Here is a 14,222-nt window from a genome sequence, read left to right as displayed (position 1 = left end):
GGCGGACGTGCGCCCTCCGCTGAAACTGATTTGGACATTCCCTTCCGGGAGTTTGAAATGGTGCCGCATCACTCGCCCTCCCCGATCTCTTCACGGAGTTCCGGAGCGGAAGAATTGACGGCGAGACGAAGATTCACAGCGGGTGATGATGCAGCGTTTCTGGCTGCGATCTGCTCGTAGATCGCCTTCAAATGAAGGTATTCGCCTGCCCACACATCCTTCTTTTTGCGGTAGCGTAGACGCTTGATAACCTGACCGCTGATGTGGTGACGGCGCTCAACACGAAAAATTGCAGCGTCTATTGTATCGCCAATCCCCTTGAATTCGTGGTTTAGGATCGCCTCTGCCATCTGCGATGCAAGCTCAAGCGCGTCGGCCGCATATTCGCTTGTAGAACGAACCATGTAAGCGGCTTGATCACGGAAAGGGATTAGTCCCTGCTTGCCGTTCTGGATGTCCCGAACGAAATCCCTGATCTCATCGGAGAAGTGAAACCATTCTCCACCGACATTATAGGCTTCAAATTTTTCGTGGAGATAACCTTCGGCCTCCTTGCCCCCGGGGATGGTCGCCAAGATATGGATGCCACCGGGAACGCTGACCGACATGTTCACGCGGCGCGCCTCTACATCCTTGGTGAATCCGATTTTCACTTTGGTCGGGTCGATGCGGGTCTGTGCGAAATATACGGTCATTGCTCTTCGTCCCTAAGTTCCGGAGCCAGCCAGAATGCGAGCTGCTTGGATGAGCGCATGAGCGAGCGTGCGAGGGCTACCCGCTTGCATTGCCACCAGGAGCGCAGTGGCGTTTTCGATCTCGCGATCGAGCTCTCGTGCTTCTTCCCGTCCATAATAGACACCCGTCTTTTTCTCGATTGCGTGCAGTTCGTCGGCGCTGATCGATACGCGAGGGTCCGCGTACCAAACGTCTTTCGTCCGAGAGATGGACCAGCCGAGCTTGCGGGCAGCAGCAGTGATGCGCGCCTTCACGCTTCCATGCGACGGAGGCGCTATGCGGTCTCTCAGGGCATTTTGGCAGAACTCGACGGTACTCATTTTCGGAATTTTCCTATTCGATTTCGGCATTCTCCGACGTTCCCTGTGTCAGTTTCGGGTTGTTCAGGTCCGAAGGAGATACACATGAAACGACCTTCAAATTCAGATGGAGACGAAGCGAGCCGCTTCCCGCATGCGGTGGGTGAGTTACCCGCTTCGTCTCCGAGGCCCGCCGCTGGCGAGACCGTTATTCAGTTCCCCAGCCCCGCCGCATTCGCTGGGGCCAGAGAGGGCGCCGGGGTATCCTCGGCTTCGGCGTCCTCGACTTTCGTTTCCCTCGGTTCCGTCACCCACGCCGTCGTGCTGAGGCTGAGGGGAGGATTCCCGAGAATTTCGATGCCGGCGCGGCTGAGGGAGGAGGAGGATGCAGCCGCGCCGGCAGATCAGTCAGCCCCAGAGCCAGACTGACTGAAATGGATCTGGTCACCTTCAAGAGCGCCGGAGGCGTTTGCCTCGTCGCTGATGTCGCCGTTTCCGGCCCAGACGAGCGCGATGGCCGTGAGAAGGCAGACACCGCAGAAGGCGAGAAGGCCGTAAAGGAACCACGTCATGCTGCCGCCCTCCTCTTCAAAGGCTCAAGGCCTTCGGAGCGGCGAAGCTCGTCGACGAACTCGACAACCTTCGTCCAGTTCGTTGCTTTCGGTCGGCCACGCTTGCCAGGAGCCTTGATGATGTAGCTCGAGGCCCTGCCATGGGTGGTGAGGGTGTAGCCGCGATCGGCAAGGAAGGTCTTCACCGCCTGATAATCGCCAGACGTGCCAGCGTCGAAACGACGGACGCCGTTGCGCTGGATGTAGGCCTTCACGATGCTGGACACCTCGGCGCGGGCGATCTGCTTTCGGCCGATGTCCTCGACGCCCTCAACGAGGCGCTGCGCGATGGCGTCGTATCCCTTTGAAATTCGGGGCGGTTTCATGCGGCCACCTCTTCGCGAGCCTTGAGGCAGGAATGACAATGAGTGGTGCCCGAACCACCGCAGGTTTCACCGGGATTCCGGCAGTAAGGCCTGAGGACGAATTTCGGTTTGGCCGGGAGAGCGCGGGCGGCGCCCTCCCCGTTCTCATCATGGTTTGCGCGCTCCGCGCTGCCATCTACATCGTCGCCTCCTGCGTTGGCGGCGGCATCGCTCCTATCGTCAACCTGGAGACTTACGCGCTCGTCGCTGGTTGGTGCCGTCGCTTCGCCTTGAGTGGCGACGGTGGCTTTCTCTGAATGGGTGTTGGTGGCTTGCCCCGATTGAGCGCTTTTATGCGCCGACAAATCGTCGGCCCGGCCTGGAGTGCGTTGCACCGCATCCATTTTTACGCCGCCAGCATCGGGGCTTGGTATGCTCCGGTCGCCACCGGAACCGGCCAAGGGCGCGGGCCGGGAAAGCTCGTCCGCCGTTTCCGGCGCTGTTCTGATGTCTTCGTGCTTGGTCTGGATGTTGAGGCCGTTGTCGGAACGAAGTTCCTCAATGTTTTCTCGTGTGCGCGTGTGCACGTGCACGGGAGCGCCATAGAGCGCTTCCCAGTACATATCGAAAATCGCGTCCTGCTCCTCGCGGACGTGCGTCTCCAGCTTCCGCTTGGCGACGACCTTGCGGAGAACCTTCACGTCGAAGCCGACTGCGCGAGCTTCTTTGTAGATGTCCGACTTGTCGGCGTTGAGCGTGGCGATTTCCTCTTCGGTGCGCTCGATGCGCTCCACGAAGGCGCGGAGTTGATCGCGAGCCACGCCGTTTGCGTCGGGGATGGTGGTGTCGGTGCTCATGCGGACACCCTCCCGTTGGAAGCAACGGCGAGCCGGATTTCTCTCGCGAGATACCCAGCGCAGAAGAAGATCGCGCCTAACACGAATGCGGTGCACTGCCTCGGAAGGTCCGGTGCCCAAGGCGCGATCAAGATGCATGCGCCGCCGAAAACCATCAGGGATGCTGGGGATAGAGCGCTCATGCCGCGGTCTCCGACGTGCGAACCGCGCAGTTGGCTGCATGCAGCTCTTCCGCGCTGGTCTCGGTCAGGGACATGAGCAGCGTCCAGTGCCGATCCGGGATTCCGGTAATCGCCCACTTGTACACCGCATCGATTTTCAGGGGCCGTGAGCTTGCCTCGCTCGCATCGCTGATGCGCCGGGCGCCGCCACAGTCTTTGATGATATCGGGAATGGTTCGGATCGTGCTCATAGGCAAAACCCTACAGGATTTTAAATCCAACATCAATGGACGTTAAATCCAAACCGGAAAATAAATCCTAAAGTATGCTCCGCGCTATGGAATGGTGGCAAAGACTGCAGCAGCAGATAGACGAACTCGGCTGGTCCAAGATGGATCTGCACGAGAAATCCGGCGTGTCCTACGACAGCATCAACAAGTACCTACGCGGGGACACCGCTCAGCCTCGCGGAGCTATCATGGCGAAGCTCGCTGAGGCCATCGGGAAATCGGAGCTATGGCTTCGCGATGGCATCGAGGTTGAGGAAAGCTCGGTCGCCCTGTCGAAGGCCGGCCTTACGGCTGGTGTCGTTGCTGGTAAGGTCGAAGCTGGCACCTTCCGCGAAGTAGACGAGTTCGACCAGTCCGAACGGATCGAGGTGGCGCTACCCCGTGACGAGCTTTTCCCGAACGCTCGCCAGCTTATCTTTGACTGCTCTGGCGACAGCATGAACGATTTGAAGCCGCGCCCGATCCTTGATGGTGATCGGCTTGTCTGCATCGATTACAACGACGTCGAGCACCTGGTTGAACTGAAATCAGGCATGGTGGTTGTCGTCCAGCGCGAACGCGACGGCGGGCACTTCCGGGAATGGTCGGTGAAGCAGATCGAGCTTTACCCAGATCGGACGGAATTTCATCCGCGGTCGACCAACCCGAAGCACAAGCCAATCGTCATCCAGCGAGACCATGAAGCCGACGACGGCGTAACGGTCCAGGTTATCGGCCTCGTGCGGAGGGTTATGAACGAGATGCCGGGGTTTTGAGCATGGCCAAGCCCACGATACCGAGACCGGATAACCGCTACGCCATGCGCGAGGACGGCACGGGCATGTGGGCGGTGTACGACATCTTCACCGGCTTGACGGCCGAGGTGAATAGCATTCCGCAAGACGGGCTCGACATCGAGCAGGCCGACGACCTGGTCGACCTGTTGAACGCCGAGTACATCGCCAGACGTAAGGGGACGACGCATTGAGCATTGTACAGCAATGCTGACACCTTTCCTGCGGCGGTATTTTGCAGAGGTTGCAGTCTATGGCGGCGGCGCGATAACCCTCTTGACATTTTCGGGAAACCTCAATCAGGCGCTATCTTTCTTCGAGCGCTATCAAGCGCCATGTGTTATCGTGCTGGTGATCCATTTCGTGGTTTCGTTCGCTGCATACGCAGGGCGAAAGGAACGGAGGGAAATTGCTGCGATGAGACGGCAACTGGAGAAACGCGATGATTAAGGAAATCCTATACGAACCGGGTTTCTGGGCAATCAGCGGCTTGCTTGCCTGCGGGATTGTAAACCTCGCTTCCGCCTTGGCGACGAGATGGAAGTATGCCGAGCTTCGGGAGATCGCGAGGAGCCTCATGGAAGATGCTCGCGCAACCAAGCAGGATCGCGCGTGGATGCGCGCCTACTTAAGGGAGGCGCAAGGCAGCGATTTATGGGTTATCGCGGCGTGCGCACCAATCCTCCCTCTTCTGGCGGCGGTTTTCACCCTGCAAGATGCACTTAAAAAGAACCCGAGCAAGAAGGAGAGCATGAGGGAATTTCGGGCGCACACTGCTGACATGGAGCGCAGAATGCTGTCGCTTTCCACCGGTCATGACATGAAAGAGGCGGCATTGTGGGACGACCCTCGCCGTCGTCGCATGGCAGACCTCTCCAGCACAGCCGAATTTCGTTCCCACCCGTTCCTTGCTGCCTGGATCATTGCATGGGGATTACCATCGCTTCTGCTCCTTTTTATTATCGGCAGCTTTATGTCTGTCGCTGGGTACAGCGTACGCCGGTTAGTCGCGCTCTATAGGGTTCAGCTCCAATGGAAGCAGGCGGCGATATTCTCACGCGGGATTCACACAGTATAAGCTGTCAATCCTCCTTAGGCGAAACCGTCACACAGCCCGCCCTCACCGGCGGGCTTTTTTGTGTGCGCTGGCCTATGCCGCGAAGGATCGCCGCCCGGCCGCATCAAATTCCCGGCACGCCGCAGCAATCTCAGCCATGAACCACAACTTCGGCGGCGCGCACATATAGGAACGGCCATCGTCGCCGAGGAAGTTCATGATGGGAAGGACACAGAAATCGTCGTCATCCCCGACCGGCCCGAGCCGCGCCAGCCTGAAGCTGTAGCCTGGGAACCGATTACCCAGATAAGCCTCCATCCGCTCCTTCGCCGCGAAAATCTCCGACCGGCGCGCGTACGGCGGCACGATGATGAATTCCAGAACCTCTTGCTCAATAGCCATAGCTGTATCCTCCTTCGATGCCGACGAGCTGCGCGATAACGCTTCCGCAAGGCCGGCAGTTGAATTTGAGATCGCCCAGGAAGGCGCTTCCGATTAGCTCGTCCGGATCGCGAGGAATGCCCTCCCCGACCGGCAGCTTTATGTCTCTCGTGCTCTCCCTCATGCAGTTGTCGCACCTCAGGTGAAGCGTGAACGGCGCCACCGCCGCAGGAACTGCCAAGCCCATTCTGTTCTCCTTTCGTTCTTATGAAGCCAGAACGAGGAACGGGAGTCGAGTCGAATCACCAAAGTGGAAAATAAATCCAACACCCTATTGACGCACCCCATTATTGGATTTAAAGTCCAATCCAACAGCGACCCACCCATCTGGATCGCTTCACCCAAAGGGAATGAGGAGCAAGGGAAATGGACCATCTCGATCACCAGCGCGAAGTCCTGAAGCTCAAGTACGTGCCGTTCAATCGCCCGGCCATCGACTGGCACTGCCGCGAGGGCAACCGGAAGGTCAACGAGCGATTTGCTCGCGAGGGCTACCCGGGCCGCGACACTGGCTACGACCCGATCATGTCCGACGCCTGATCCCCTTCGGCATCCGCCTCTCCCATGCGGCGGATATCGAAAGAGATCACCTGAGGAAATCGCCATGCACCGCACTCAGTTCTGCACCGCCCGCGAGACGATCATGATCAAGCTCGCAAACCCGAAGGGCTTTTATTTCGAGGAAGGCGAGTTTCACGGATCGACGATCACCACCGTCGCCCACGCCGTCGACAGCCTCACCATGGACAGCGCCGCGGAATATCTCCGCTTCGACCTCGACACCCTCACCGCTGAAAACGTGACGGAAGAATTCGCCGCCGAGTGGCTGATGAAGTTTGAAGGCTCGCCGGAAGACGAAGATCAGCTTCCGCTCTACGTGCGCACCTCCCAGGCCTGGGATGACTGGTGCTCAGATTTCACCGTCGAGAACGGTATCGCCTTCACGCAGCGCGGCCACGGCACGCTCAATCATCGCCAGCAGTTCGGCCGCTGATCATGACCCGCTGCGACCTCTCCACCATGGCCGAATGCTCGTGCATCGCCTCTGGCGTCCCGTGCAAGGTTCAGGAGCCGCTTGATCTCGGCACGTTTCGTGGGACGAACCACCCCGACGTCGGCCAGACCATCACCAACGCGATGCGCGACATTGCCTTCGATTTCATCGGCTGCGCCTCGCTCGTCACGATCATCCTTCTCATCATCTACCGGTTTGCCGCACTCGCCGGCCCGATCAACGTCTAGGAGGCCATCATGGAAACCTTCGACACCCTTATGTCCAAGGCGCGCACTGCCGAGGCGGAAGCCGCCATGTGGGATCGCAGCGCCCGCGAGGCCGAAGACAGCGCCAAGCGGTTTCGTCAGTACGCGAAGAACCGGCAGCGCGAGGCGGCGGATTACCGCGAACTGGCTGACCGAAAGCTCTCCGAAATCAATGCCTCTCTCGAAGGGATCGCAGCATGACGTACCTGTATCTTGATATCGAGACGATCCCCGCTCAGTCAGAGGAAGCGCGCGCCGCCATCGCGGCAACCGTCAAGCCGCCGGCCGCAATGAAGAAGGCCGACACCATCGCCGCGTGGGAGAAGGACCAGAAAGCCGCTGCAGTTGAGGAGGCTATCGCCAAGACCTCCTTCAACGCCGCCTATGGTCAGATTTGCTGCATCGGCTTCACCTTCGACGATGCGCCCGCTACGTCCATTTCTTGGCCGATCAACGCCGATAGCGAAGCGCTGATGATTTCGGCGTTTTTCGATGAGGCCGGGAAGATCATCGGCAACCGCTTCCCGGTGATCGTCGGGCACTTCATCACCGGCTTCGATATCCGCTTCATCTGGCAACGCTGCATGGTTCTCGGCATCCGCGTACCGGCGTGGCTCCCGAAGGACCCGAAGCCGTGGGATGCGGCGGTGTTCGACACGATGACCGCGTGGGCCGGCGCCCGCGACACGATCAGCATGGACAACCTGTGCCGGGCGCTCGGCATTGCCAGTAAGGGTGATGTTGACGGCTCCATGGTCGGCCAGATGTTCTCCGAGGGCAAGCACAAGGAAATCGCAGCCTACTGCCGTGACGACATCGACCGTACCCGCGCCATTCACCGCAAGATGATGACCGCTTTCGGGGAGGCAGCGTGATGGCCGACAACCTCAAAATCTGGAACCGCTTCGCGGATATCGATCCGAAATTCACCAAGCCGATTTCCGGGCGCGACTACGGCGGAACGTCGCCGAACCCGCAATATGTCATCATGTGCCTGACCGAGATGTTTGGCCCGTGCGGCAAGGGCTTCGGCTGGTCTGTCCTCGCCGAGGAATTCAAGGAGATGGGAGGGACATACCTCCACTGGTGCCGCATCCGCTTCTGGTGGAAGGACGAGGACGGAGAGCACAGCGTCGAGGAATACGGCCAGACCAAAGCCGCCTACGTCACCAGCAAGGGCACAATGCGCGTCGATGAAGATGCTCCGAAAAAGAGTCTGACCGACGCCATTATCAAGGGTTCTTCCCATATCGGAGTTGCTGCCAACATCTTCCTTGGACGTTGGGACGACCAGAAATATGTCGCCGAGGTGAACAAGGATTTCCGCGAGGAAGAGCAGAAAAGGGGCGCGCCGAAGCCGATCACCGCCGCCGAGCAAAAGCGCCAGCTTGAGGAAATCGACAAGGATTTGCTCGACGCTCACACGACCGGCGATGTGAAGCGTCTCTTCGATATCTGGTTCAGCCTCGCCGAGCGTGACGGCTGGTCGAAAGACTACTGGGACGCGGCGCGGCGGAAATTCGCCGCAAAGAAGAAGGAGATCGAAGAAGCCGACGACTTCCCGGGCGACAAGCCTGGACGCGTTTCCGACGCCGAACTTCGCAACCACCCGATGAATGCGGGGTAAGGCCATGGAGAGGAAGCGTTTCATCATCGTCAACGAGCGAGTTCGCCGGAATGCCGTCGATGCGATCCTCCGTGCGCCGGAAGGTAGCGCGGTGGCGGTCGGCCCGGCTTCCCGTAGCCTGGACCAGAACGCGAAGTTTCACGCGATCTGCACCGACATCGCCAATTCGCCCATGACCTGGGCAGGTAAGCGCCGCACCGCCGAGGAATGGAAGGTTCTCCTCGTCTCCGGCCACACCAAGGCGACGGAAGGCGAAGTCGAGTTCGTTCCCGGCCTTGAAGGCGAGTTCGTGAACATCCGCGAATCCACCGCCCGCATGTCGGTGAAGCGCGCCGCCAGCCTGATCACCTACGCCCTCGCCTTTTGCGATAGCAACGGCATCCATCTGACCGAAACCATCCGGGGCGGCTTCCACGAGGCCGCTAACGACAGGAGGGTCGCATGAACCTCTCCCATATCATCGCCGACATCATCTGGTGGTGGCGCAAGGGCCACCCTACCCTTCGCAAGCTCCCGAACTGGCGCCGTGCGGCAGATGCCGAGCTTATCGCCAGGCACCGCGGCTGCACCCAAGCCATTCACCGCGCCCGCAAGGAAAAGCGCAAGGCCGTCCTTGATGACCTGAGGAGGGTGTGATGGGAGATGCTGCAATCCTCGAAATGGAAGCCGATCTGTCCGAAGCCATCCGGGTTTCGGATCATGGCATGAAGCGGGTTCGCCAACGTCTCGGCTTGCAGAAGGCTGCAGTTGAGAAGGAGATCGTCCGTGCCCTACAGAAAGGCACCGCGAGAACCGATCTTTCCGGCCGCATGCGCCGTGTCCTTGACGCCATGTTCCACAAGTACGGCCATTACGGCGACTACCGCGTCTATCGCGGTTGCGTGTTTGTCTTCAAGGACGAGGTGTTCGTCACGGTCATTCCGCTTTCCAACGGCTTGCACAACACCAAGGCGGGAGGGCGCGGATAATGGCCCGCCACGAATTCTCCCGCGCCACCAAGCGCGCCGCCCTGGAACGCTCCGGCCACCGCTGCGAGGCCGAGGGCACGCGCTACGGCTTCGAACCGGGCCAGCGGTGCAACTGCCACCTCTCGCTCGGCGTCCAGTTCGACCACAACGTTCCCGATCAGCTCGGAGGCGACAACAGCCTCTCGAACTGCATGGCGATCTGCGTCCAATGCCACAAGTTCAAGTCGCGGAACGATATTCGTCAGATCCGCAAGTCCGACCGTCAGCGCGATCGGAACAGTGGCGTCATCCGCCCGGCCGGCAAGCTGAAATCCGCCTCTTTCCCGAAATCAGCGAAGCCGGAGCGCCGCGACCCGAACAAGGGTCTGCCGCCTCTCCCGCCGCGCAAGCTTTACGAGGAACGAGCATGAACAAATACACGGCAGAAGCACTGGTCTTGTGCACGCTCTTTCTCTGCATCACCGGCTGCGTGATGACCGGCAATTACAACGCATCTCAGCGAGCGATTGCCGAACTGTCGTGCGGGGAGACCCGCCCATGACCGACCTATCCGAACGCATAGAGCTTATCGAGAAGGCGATGGAAGGCGGGCATTGGGCTGCCAGCGTGCACGACTGCCGACCGCCACACTCAAGGCGAGACCACCCACGCAAACATTCTCGCCTCATCACACTGCCGGAGAAGTTCCTCACGGAGCAGGAGGCCATGGAGGCCGGTGCATGCGCTATTGCGAGCGGATGGGCCGGGAGCACCATCATCCATCGCGAAAGCGCAACTCACAACGCCCTCTTCGAACTGGACAGGTACCGGGTCACCGAACTCGTTCGCGCCCTCCCGGCAATCCTCGCGGCTGCACGCAAGGCAGAAGCGCTTCAGCAGGAGGTTGCGGAACTGCGGAAAGCACTGAGGCCGTTTGCGGCGGTTGCGGAGCATGACATCGGCGACGATGAAACAGACGAAGAGCTGTTCCGCCCGATGAGCAGCCATAACCGCGCGCCTCGCCTCATCGTTGGCGACCTCCGCCGCGCCCGCACTCTCCTCAATGGAGGCTCCGATGCGCAGGGATGAGCGGGTGATAGGCGCGTGGCATTACGAGATCCAATACGGCCCCGAGGGCGAAGCCAATTACGCTTGGCTCTACCGTGGGGCCGAAATGGTCGCGACCATGAAGACGCATCATGCCGCCGCCCTCACCGCTGCCCTCGAAGTAGAGCAGCCGGTGGCGGTGGAGGAATGGCAGCCGATCGAGACGGCGCCGAAGGGTGTGAGAGGCGTGGCATGGATGCTGCTGGCCTACGGCCCAGAGGGCGACCAGACCGTAGGCGTCGGGATGCGCTTCCATGATCAGTTTTTCGCGGCGAGCACGTTTTATACCGGTGGCCCGCACGATGGTCGTCAATTCGAATTTCGAGAGCACGAAGTTCGACCCACCCACTGGCGCCCTCTCCCCACCCCTCCCTCATCCCCCCGTACCTCAGCCTCCAGTGCAGAGGCGGGCGGTTCCGCCACATTATCGATCGGGGGCGATCATGAGTGAAATCGATATCGACCGCCAGATGAAAGAGGTGCTGTTTGCGGCCCTAAGTACCGGCCGCGACAAGATCGAGTATGGCGGGGTCCTCTGTCATGGAGGCGGCAAAGCGTGGCTCACCTTCGAAATCCGAAGGGAAGGCAGTATCGACGCTGGCGAGCGCGGCGATTGGTGCGGCTCCAGCGGCTTTCTTGACCGCTACGGGAAATGCCGCAACCCCGACGGCTGCACATGTGATGTGATCCTCAGCCTTCGCACCACCACAAAAACGATCGGCGGTGACGAATGAACCTTGCTGGCAAATTCCGCATGGGCGACCGCGTACGAAAGCACAGCGGGTCGTGGTGGGAAGGCCGGGTCGTCGGCTTCTACTCCACGGCGCAAACGCCGGCCGGATATTGCGTCCAGTTGGACACGGTTCCGAATGGGCCGGTGCAGATCTACCCGGAAGCCGCGCTGGTTGCTATTAAAACACCCGTCCATGTTCCCGGCGGCATGCCGTCCGAGCCAAAGACCGCCGAGGCCTTGGCCCATATCATCGACTGCGCGAAGGTGCAGATCGCCCCCATAATCACAAGCGGGGGCGGCGATGCATAGACATCTTGACCGATGCCCGAACTGCAAGCGCGAGTTTTATGCGCACGCCGAAGGAGCCTATTGCCCCGAATGCTGGTCAGCGTGGTGCCGGAACGACGGCACTTACGAGCAGCGCACCGTCCGTTGGGCCGATCTCGTCACTGACGTTCCCACTGAAACGATCGAGGAGGGCTAGCTATGGCCGCATCTGTTCATCAGTCACAGGTAATGTCGAAAAAGCGGCCAAAGAACCAGCGCATATATCATTGCGGAAAGCGCGAAGCCTATAAAGCGACCAGTCCGATATATGGCATCCCTCGGTCCATAGGGCCGCGTCATCGGCTGAGGAGTTGGTCTGGGCGTCCTCATGCTAGCTTCATCAGCAGAGGCAGGACCAGGAGGAACGCAATGATAACGGAAGCGACGGTGGCGCTAATCTCGCCCGCTCTTTCTGCTTTTGTCTTCGCCATCTTCAATGTCCTTCCCTCTCTGTTTGGTTTTGCTCGACATGCAAAGCTGCCGGGCGTGAAGAGTCAAGTGGCAAGCACCACCACAGCAACGGGCGGAGCCCACCCAGGAGGCAACCATGACACATGATCTGGTAGAGCGGCTGCGCGGCTATCGCCCGCAAAATGAATGGGGCGATGGTGTAGAGCACACCATCTGCAACGAAGCCGCCGACCGCATCGAAGCCCTCGAACGCGAGAACGCAGCTCTCCGCGCAGAGAAGGACGAGCTACGGAAGGCGGTCATTGAGGAGGCGGCGACCCTGGCTGAGAACGCCACGATTTCCGTTCAGCACGATTGGGCGCCGGGGCCGGTAAAGATGCCGATCGATCATCGCAAAGACATCGCCGCCGCCATCCGCAATATGGGAGATCGGACATGAAGCTGACGAAACCGCAAGCGGAGCTATTGCGCGACGTGGCCAATGGCGGCAACGCCGTGGACACCTACCCGCCTGCCCGCAAGCTTGTAGAGCTTGGGCTTTGCACTCGCGAGGTCGTTGGCCTTTCGGATAGGCTGATCCTGACCGATGCCGGTCGCGCTGCGCTGGAGAAGGAGACCGAGACATGAAGCCAGGCGCGCTTATGATGCTTGGAGCCTTCGCAGCCTTTGTTGCCATCGCTGCATCTCTTCTTGGTCGGGCAGACGGCGGGATTGCCGTTCTGATCTTCGCGGGCGGCGCGGTCTTCGGGAAAGGATATGGCGTCTGGGAAGAACGCGGTAGCCGCTCCGCTCTGTCGAAGGAGACGCGGGAATGACGGCGCCGGCCCTGCCCTATTGGCCTGCGGCGATGGACCTGAAGACGGCGGCAGCATATTGCGGCTGTTGCCCGGAAACATTCAAGAAGGTCTGCCCGGTCAAGCCGCTGAGATACACGGAATCCACAAGGGGCGAACGGTATCTTCGCCAACGCCTCGACGAATGGCTGGCTTCCATCGACCCGAACATGCAAAGTGCTCCGCCTCGGAAGAGCATGGTGGAGCTTATCTATGGTGGTCAGCGTGAAGGTCACCGGGCTTAATATCGTCAAGGCCCGGGGGAAGTGGTACGTCTACTACCGGGCGACAGGGGAGCGTCTGCTTGGCCCGATCGAAGGGGCGCGAGACGATGTTGTCGCGGCGATCAATCGGAAAGAATTCGTCGCCCGCTGGAACAACCGTCGGCCGGAAACGCTGCAATCTTCATATGAGGACGGCACGCTCGGCGCCCTTGTCCGGTGGTTCGAACTCGAATGCCCGAACTATCTGAAACTCTCCGAGGCAACGAAGAAGGACTATACCGCGGCGTTCCTTTATCTGAAGCCGTGCTTTCATCTTCACGTCAATGAGATCACCACCGCCGAACTCTACGGGTTGCGCGATCGATGCGCGATTGAGAAGTGGCCTCGGTTCGCGGACAAGATGATCTCTGCCGTCTCATCGATGTTCACCCAGGCGGTGAAGCGGCAGAAAATGAAGAGCAACCCCGCACTCGGCATCGACAAGGCCCACTCTGCTGACCCGAACGCCAATCGGGAGTGGCTTGCACACGAATGGGCGTATGTCCGGGACCACGCCCCGAGCCATCTCCTCACCCCAATGATGATAGCCAGACATGCCGGATATCGAGGCCAGACCATCGTGAAACTACGCTGGTCAGATTACGGGCCTCACCCTGTCCACGGCTTCAAATGCTTTCGCATCGTCACCAAAAAGAACCAGGAGAACGTGATGGTGCCGGCAGTGGATGAATTGCAGCGGTATATCGATGGGCTGGGGAAAACGGCGCTGGAGATCGCCACGCGTCAGGACGGCGAGCGCTGGGAGGATGAGAAGCAGATGCAGACCGCCGTCAGCCATTACCTGCGCGACCTTGAGGGCAAGGGGCATATTGGTCCCGGCACGACTTTGCATGGACTGAGGACCAGCTACGCAGCCGACCTGAAGCGGCACGGCGCGGACACGGGCGACGTAGCGGCGGCGCTAGGCGATAAGTCGGAAAGGATGGGGGCGCACTACACCCGGCACGTCGAGAATGAGGCCAAGGTGATCAGGGCTTTCGAGGCGAAAAAACGCCAGTAAATCGTTTTGCAAATCTCGTTTTGTTCTATTGTTTTTGGCCGATCTTGCAGGGCTGTTTTGATTTAAGAATGCTGGTAAATGAGGGGCTACAATGGATTTTAAGTCCCTTGCGTCTACCAGTTTCGCCACGCCCGCCTAGCCTGCTTTTCGGGGAGTACGCCCGC

Annotated in this window: 33 protein-coding genes; 25 read left to right on the top strand and 8 right to left on the bottom strand. The window is 59.9% G+C overall.

The window, feature by feature from the left end; genetic code table 11:
- Nucleotides 1-68: 68 nt before the first annotated feature.
- The 6 genes from EV665_RS06135 to EV665_RS06115 all read right to left on the bottom strand — a co-directional run bounded on the left by EV665_RS06135 (nucleotide 69) and on the right by EV665_RS06115 (nucleotide 3,219).
- Entirely contained in the window at nucleotides 69-695 is a 627-nt protein-coding gene (locus tag EV665_RS06135; protein ID WP_133033416.1) for a GIY-YIG nuclease family protein, read from the bottom strand.
- Nucleotides 696-707: 12 nt separating this feature from the next.
- Nucleotides 708-1,055 (bottom strand): hypothetical protein, encoded by a 348-nt coding sequence (locus EV665_RS06130; protein ID WP_133033415.1) that lies wholly within the window; start codon nucleotides 1,053-1,055, stop codon nucleotides 708-710.
- A gap of 383 nt (nucleotides 1,056-1,438) precedes the next feature.
- Nucleotides 1,439-1,606, bottom strand: coding sequence for a YuzB family protein (locus EV665_RS32255; RefSeq protein ID WP_162852983.1), 168 nt, complete (start codon nucleotides 1,604-1,606; stop codon nucleotides 1,439-1,441).
- Nucleotides 1,603-1,971 carry a hypothetical protein gene (locus tag EV665_RS06125; RefSeq protein WP_133033414.1) on the bottom strand — a complete coding sequence of 123 codons (369 nt, stop codon included), beginning with the start codon at nucleotides 1,969-1,971 and terminating at the stop codon, nucleotides 1,603-1,605. Before EV665_RS06125 ends, EV665_RS32255 begins: the two co-directional genes overlap by 4 nt.
- Nucleotides 1,968-2,807: a DUF2312 domain-containing protein gene (locus EV665_RS06120; protein ID WP_245507645.1), complete on the bottom strand. Its 840-nt coding sequence runs from the start codon at nucleotides 2,805-2,807 to the stop codon at nucleotides 1,968-1,970. The genes EV665_RS06125 and EV665_RS06120 overlap by 4 nt, the downstream gene beginning before the upstream one ends.
- Before the next feature lie 178 nt (nucleotides 2,808-2,985).
- Nucleotides 2,986-3,219, bottom strand: a complete 234-nt coding sequence (locus EV665_RS06115; RefSeq protein WP_133033412.1) for a hypothetical protein — start codon at nucleotides 3,217-3,219, stop codon at nucleotides 2,986-2,988.
- Nucleotides 3,220-3,305: 86 nt separating this feature from the next.
- Here EV665_RS06115 and EV665_RS06110 point away from each other — a divergent pair, with 86 nt between their 5' ends.
- Genes EV665_RS06110 through EV665_RS06095 form a run of 4 tightly spaced genes read left to right on the top strand, consistent with a single transcriptional unit; the run spans nucleotide 3,306 to nucleotide 5,109 of the window.
- Nucleotides 3,306-4,013 carry a LexA family protein gene (locus EV665_RS06110; RefSeq protein ID WP_133033441.1) on the top strand — a complete coding sequence of 236 codons (708 nt, stop codon included), beginning with the start codon at nucleotides 3,306-3,308 and terminating at the stop codon, nucleotides 4,011-4,013.
- 2 nt (nucleotides 4,014-4,015) lie between these two features.
- Nucleotides 4,016-4,225 carry a hypothetical protein gene (locus EV665_RS06105; protein WP_133033411.1) on the top strand — a complete coding sequence of 70 codons (210 nt, stop codon included), beginning with the start codon at nucleotides 4,016-4,018 and terminating at the stop codon, nucleotides 4,223-4,225.
- A 13-nt stretch (nucleotides 4,226-4,238) separates the two neighbouring features.
- Complete coding sequence (locus EV665_RS06100) at nucleotides 4,239-4,481, top strand: hypothetical protein (protein WP_133033410.1); 243 nt, start codon at nucleotides 4,239-4,241, stop codon at nucleotides 4,479-4,481.
- Complete coding sequence (locus tag EV665_RS06095; RefSeq protein ID WP_133033409.1) at nucleotides 4,474-5,109, top strand: hypothetical protein; 636 nt, start codon at nucleotides 4,474-4,476, stop codon at nucleotides 5,107-5,109. The genes EV665_RS06100 and EV665_RS06095 overlap by 8 nt, the downstream gene beginning before the upstream one ends.
- A 72-nt stretch (nucleotides 5,110-5,181) precedes the next feature.
- Here EV665_RS06095 and EV665_RS06090 read toward each other — a convergent pair whose 3' ends face one another.
- A complete protein-coding gene (locus EV665_RS06090) occupies nucleotides 5,182-5,490 on the bottom strand; it encodes a hypothetical protein (RefSeq protein WP_210234603.1) in 309 nt (102 codons plus the stop codon).
- Nucleotides 5,480-5,716 (bottom strand): hypothetical protein, encoded by a 237-nt coding sequence (locus EV665_RS06085; protein WP_133033408.1) that lies wholly within the window; start codon nucleotides 5,714-5,716, stop codon nucleotides 5,480-5,482. The genes EV665_RS06090 and EV665_RS06085 overlap by 11 nt, the downstream gene beginning before the upstream one ends.
- 179 nt (nucleotides 5,717-5,895) lie before the next feature.
- Between EV665_RS06085 and EV665_RS32250 the strand changes: the two genes are divergently transcribed.
- The 21 genes from EV665_RS32250 (at nucleotide 5,896) to EV665_RS05990 (ending at nucleotide 14,058) form a co-directional block, all read left to right on the top strand.
- Nucleotides 5,896-6,069 carry a hypothetical protein gene (locus tag EV665_RS32250; RefSeq protein ID WP_162852982.1) on the top strand — a complete coding sequence of 58 codons (174 nt, stop codon included), beginning with the start codon at nucleotides 5,896-5,898 and terminating at the stop codon, nucleotides 6,067-6,069.
- Between the two features lie 64 nt (nucleotides 6,070-6,133).
- Complete coding sequence (locus EV665_RS06080) at nucleotides 6,134-6,523, top strand: hypothetical protein (protein WP_133033407.1); 390 nt, start codon at nucleotides 6,134-6,136, stop codon at nucleotides 6,521-6,523.
- Nucleotides 6,524-6,525: 2 nt separating this feature from the next.
- On the top strand, nucleotides 6,526-6,771 hold the full coding sequence (locus tag EV665_RS06075; RefSeq protein WP_133033406.1) for a hypothetical protein: 246 nt from the start codon (nucleotides 6,526-6,528) through the stop codon (nucleotides 6,769-6,771).
- 9 nt (nucleotides 6,772-6,780) lie between these two features.
- The gene (locus EV665_RS06070; protein ID WP_133033405.1) at nucleotides 6,781-6,990 is read left to right on the top strand and encodes a hypothetical protein; all 210 of its coding nucleotides are present in this window, start codon (nucleotides 6,781-6,783) and stop codon (nucleotides 6,988-6,990) included.
- On the top strand, nucleotides 6,987-7,664 hold the full coding sequence (locus EV665_RS06065) for a 3'-5' exonuclease family protein (protein WP_133033404.1): 678 nt from the start codon (nucleotides 6,987-6,989) through the stop codon (nucleotides 7,662-7,664). Before EV665_RS06070 ends, EV665_RS06065 begins: the two co-directional genes overlap by 4 nt.
- A complete protein-coding gene (locus EV665_RS06060) occupies nucleotides 7,664-8,416 on the top strand; it encodes an exodeoxyribonuclease VIII (protein ID WP_133033403.1) in 753 nt (250 codons plus the stop codon). The genes EV665_RS06065 and EV665_RS06060 overlap by 1 nt, the downstream gene beginning before the upstream one ends.
- Nucleotides 8,417-8,420: 4 nt before the next feature.
- On the top strand, nucleotides 8,421-8,861 hold the full coding sequence (locus EV665_RS06055; RefSeq protein ID WP_133033402.1) for a recombination protein NinB: 441 nt from the start codon (nucleotides 8,421-8,423) through the stop codon (nucleotides 8,859-8,861).
- Entirely contained in the window at nucleotides 8,858-9,052 is a 195-nt protein-coding gene (locus EV665_RS06050) for a hypothetical protein (protein ID WP_133033401.1), read from the top strand. Before EV665_RS06055 ends, EV665_RS06050 begins: the two co-directional genes overlap by 4 nt.
- Complete coding sequence (locus tag EV665_RS06045) at nucleotides 9,052-9,384, top strand: hypothetical protein (RefSeq protein ID WP_133033400.1); 333 nt, start codon at nucleotides 9,052-9,054, stop codon at nucleotides 9,382-9,384. Before EV665_RS06050 ends, EV665_RS06045 begins: the two co-directional genes overlap by 1 nt.
- On the top strand, nucleotides 9,384-9,794 hold the full coding sequence (locus EV665_RS06040) for an HNH endonuclease (RefSeq protein WP_133033399.1): 411 nt from the start codon (nucleotides 9,384-9,386) through the stop codon (nucleotides 9,792-9,794). Before EV665_RS06045 ends, EV665_RS06040 begins: the two co-directional genes overlap by 1 nt.
- On the top strand, nucleotides 9,791-9,925 hold the full coding sequence (locus EV665_RS33075) for a hypothetical protein (RefSeq protein WP_281048223.1): 135 nt from the start codon (nucleotides 9,791-9,793) through the stop codon (nucleotides 9,923-9,925). Before EV665_RS06040 ends, EV665_RS33075 begins: the two co-directional genes overlap by 4 nt.
- Nucleotides 9,922-10,452, top strand: coding sequence for a hypothetical protein (locus EV665_RS06035; protein ID WP_133033398.1), 531 nt, complete (start codon nucleotides 9,922-9,924; stop codon nucleotides 10,450-10,452). Before EV665_RS33075 ends, EV665_RS06035 begins: the two co-directional genes overlap by 4 nt.
- Nucleotides 10,439-10,921, top strand: a complete 483-nt coding sequence (locus tag EV665_RS06030; RefSeq protein WP_162852981.1) for a DUF551 domain-containing protein — start codon at nucleotides 10,439-10,441, stop codon at nucleotides 10,919-10,921. The genes EV665_RS06035 and EV665_RS06030 overlap by 14 nt, the downstream gene beginning before the upstream one ends.
- A complete protein-coding gene (locus tag EV665_RS06025; RefSeq protein ID WP_133033396.1) occupies nucleotides 10,914-11,204 on the top strand; it encodes a hypothetical protein in 291 nt (96 codons plus the stop codon). The genes EV665_RS06030 and EV665_RS06025 overlap by 8 nt, the downstream gene beginning before the upstream one ends.
- Complete coding sequence (locus tag EV665_RS33250) at nucleotides 11,201-11,512, top strand: hypothetical protein (protein ID WP_133033395.1); 312 nt, start codon at nucleotides 11,201-11,203, stop codon at nucleotides 11,510-11,512. The genes EV665_RS06025 and EV665_RS33250 overlap by 4 nt, the downstream gene beginning before the upstream one ends.
- A 387-nt stretch (nucleotides 11,513-11,899) precedes the next feature.
- A complete protein-coding gene (locus EV665_RS06015; RefSeq protein WP_133033394.1) occupies nucleotides 11,900-12,088 on the top strand; it encodes a hypothetical protein in 189 nt (62 codons plus the stop codon).
- Nucleotides 12,078-12,380, top strand: a complete 303-nt coding sequence (locus EV665_RS06010) for a hypothetical protein (RefSeq protein ID WP_133033393.1) — start codon at nucleotides 12,078-12,080, stop codon at nucleotides 12,378-12,380. Before EV665_RS06015 ends, EV665_RS06010 begins: the two co-directional genes overlap by 11 nt.
- The gene (locus EV665_RS06005) at nucleotides 12,377-12,568 is read left to right on the top strand and encodes a hypothetical protein (RefSeq protein WP_133033392.1); all 192 of its coding nucleotides are present in this window, start codon (nucleotides 12,377-12,379) and stop codon (nucleotides 12,566-12,568) included. The genes EV665_RS06010 and EV665_RS06005 overlap by 4 nt, the downstream gene beginning before the upstream one ends.
- The gene (locus EV665_RS06000; protein ID WP_133033391.1) at nucleotides 12,565-12,756 is read left to right on the top strand and encodes a hypothetical protein; all 192 of its coding nucleotides are present in this window, start codon (nucleotides 12,565-12,567) and stop codon (nucleotides 12,754-12,756) included. Before EV665_RS06005 ends, EV665_RS06000 begins: the two co-directional genes overlap by 4 nt.
- Nucleotides 12,753-13,019: a hypothetical protein gene (locus tag EV665_RS05995; RefSeq protein ID WP_133033390.1), complete on the top strand. Its 267-nt coding sequence runs from the start codon at nucleotides 12,753-12,755 to the stop codon at nucleotides 13,017-13,019. The genes EV665_RS06000 and EV665_RS05995 overlap by 4 nt, the downstream gene beginning before the upstream one ends.
- Nucleotides 12,988-14,058 (top strand): tyrosine-type recombinase/integrase, encoded by a 1,071-nt coding sequence (locus EV665_RS05990; RefSeq protein WP_133033389.1) that lies wholly within the window; start codon nucleotides 12,988-12,990, stop codon nucleotides 14,056-14,058. The genes EV665_RS05995 and EV665_RS05990 overlap by 32 nt, the downstream gene beginning before the upstream one ends.
- Nucleotides 14,059-14,222 lie beyond the last annotated feature (164 nt).

Source organism: Shinella granuli (assembly GCF_004341885.1).
Lineage (GTDB): Bacteria > Pseudomonadota > Alphaproteobacteria > Rhizobiales > Rhizobiaceae > Shinella > Shinella granuli.
Note: the sequence above shows the minus strand (reverse complement) of the source record. Positions and strands in the feature narration are given on the sequence as shown.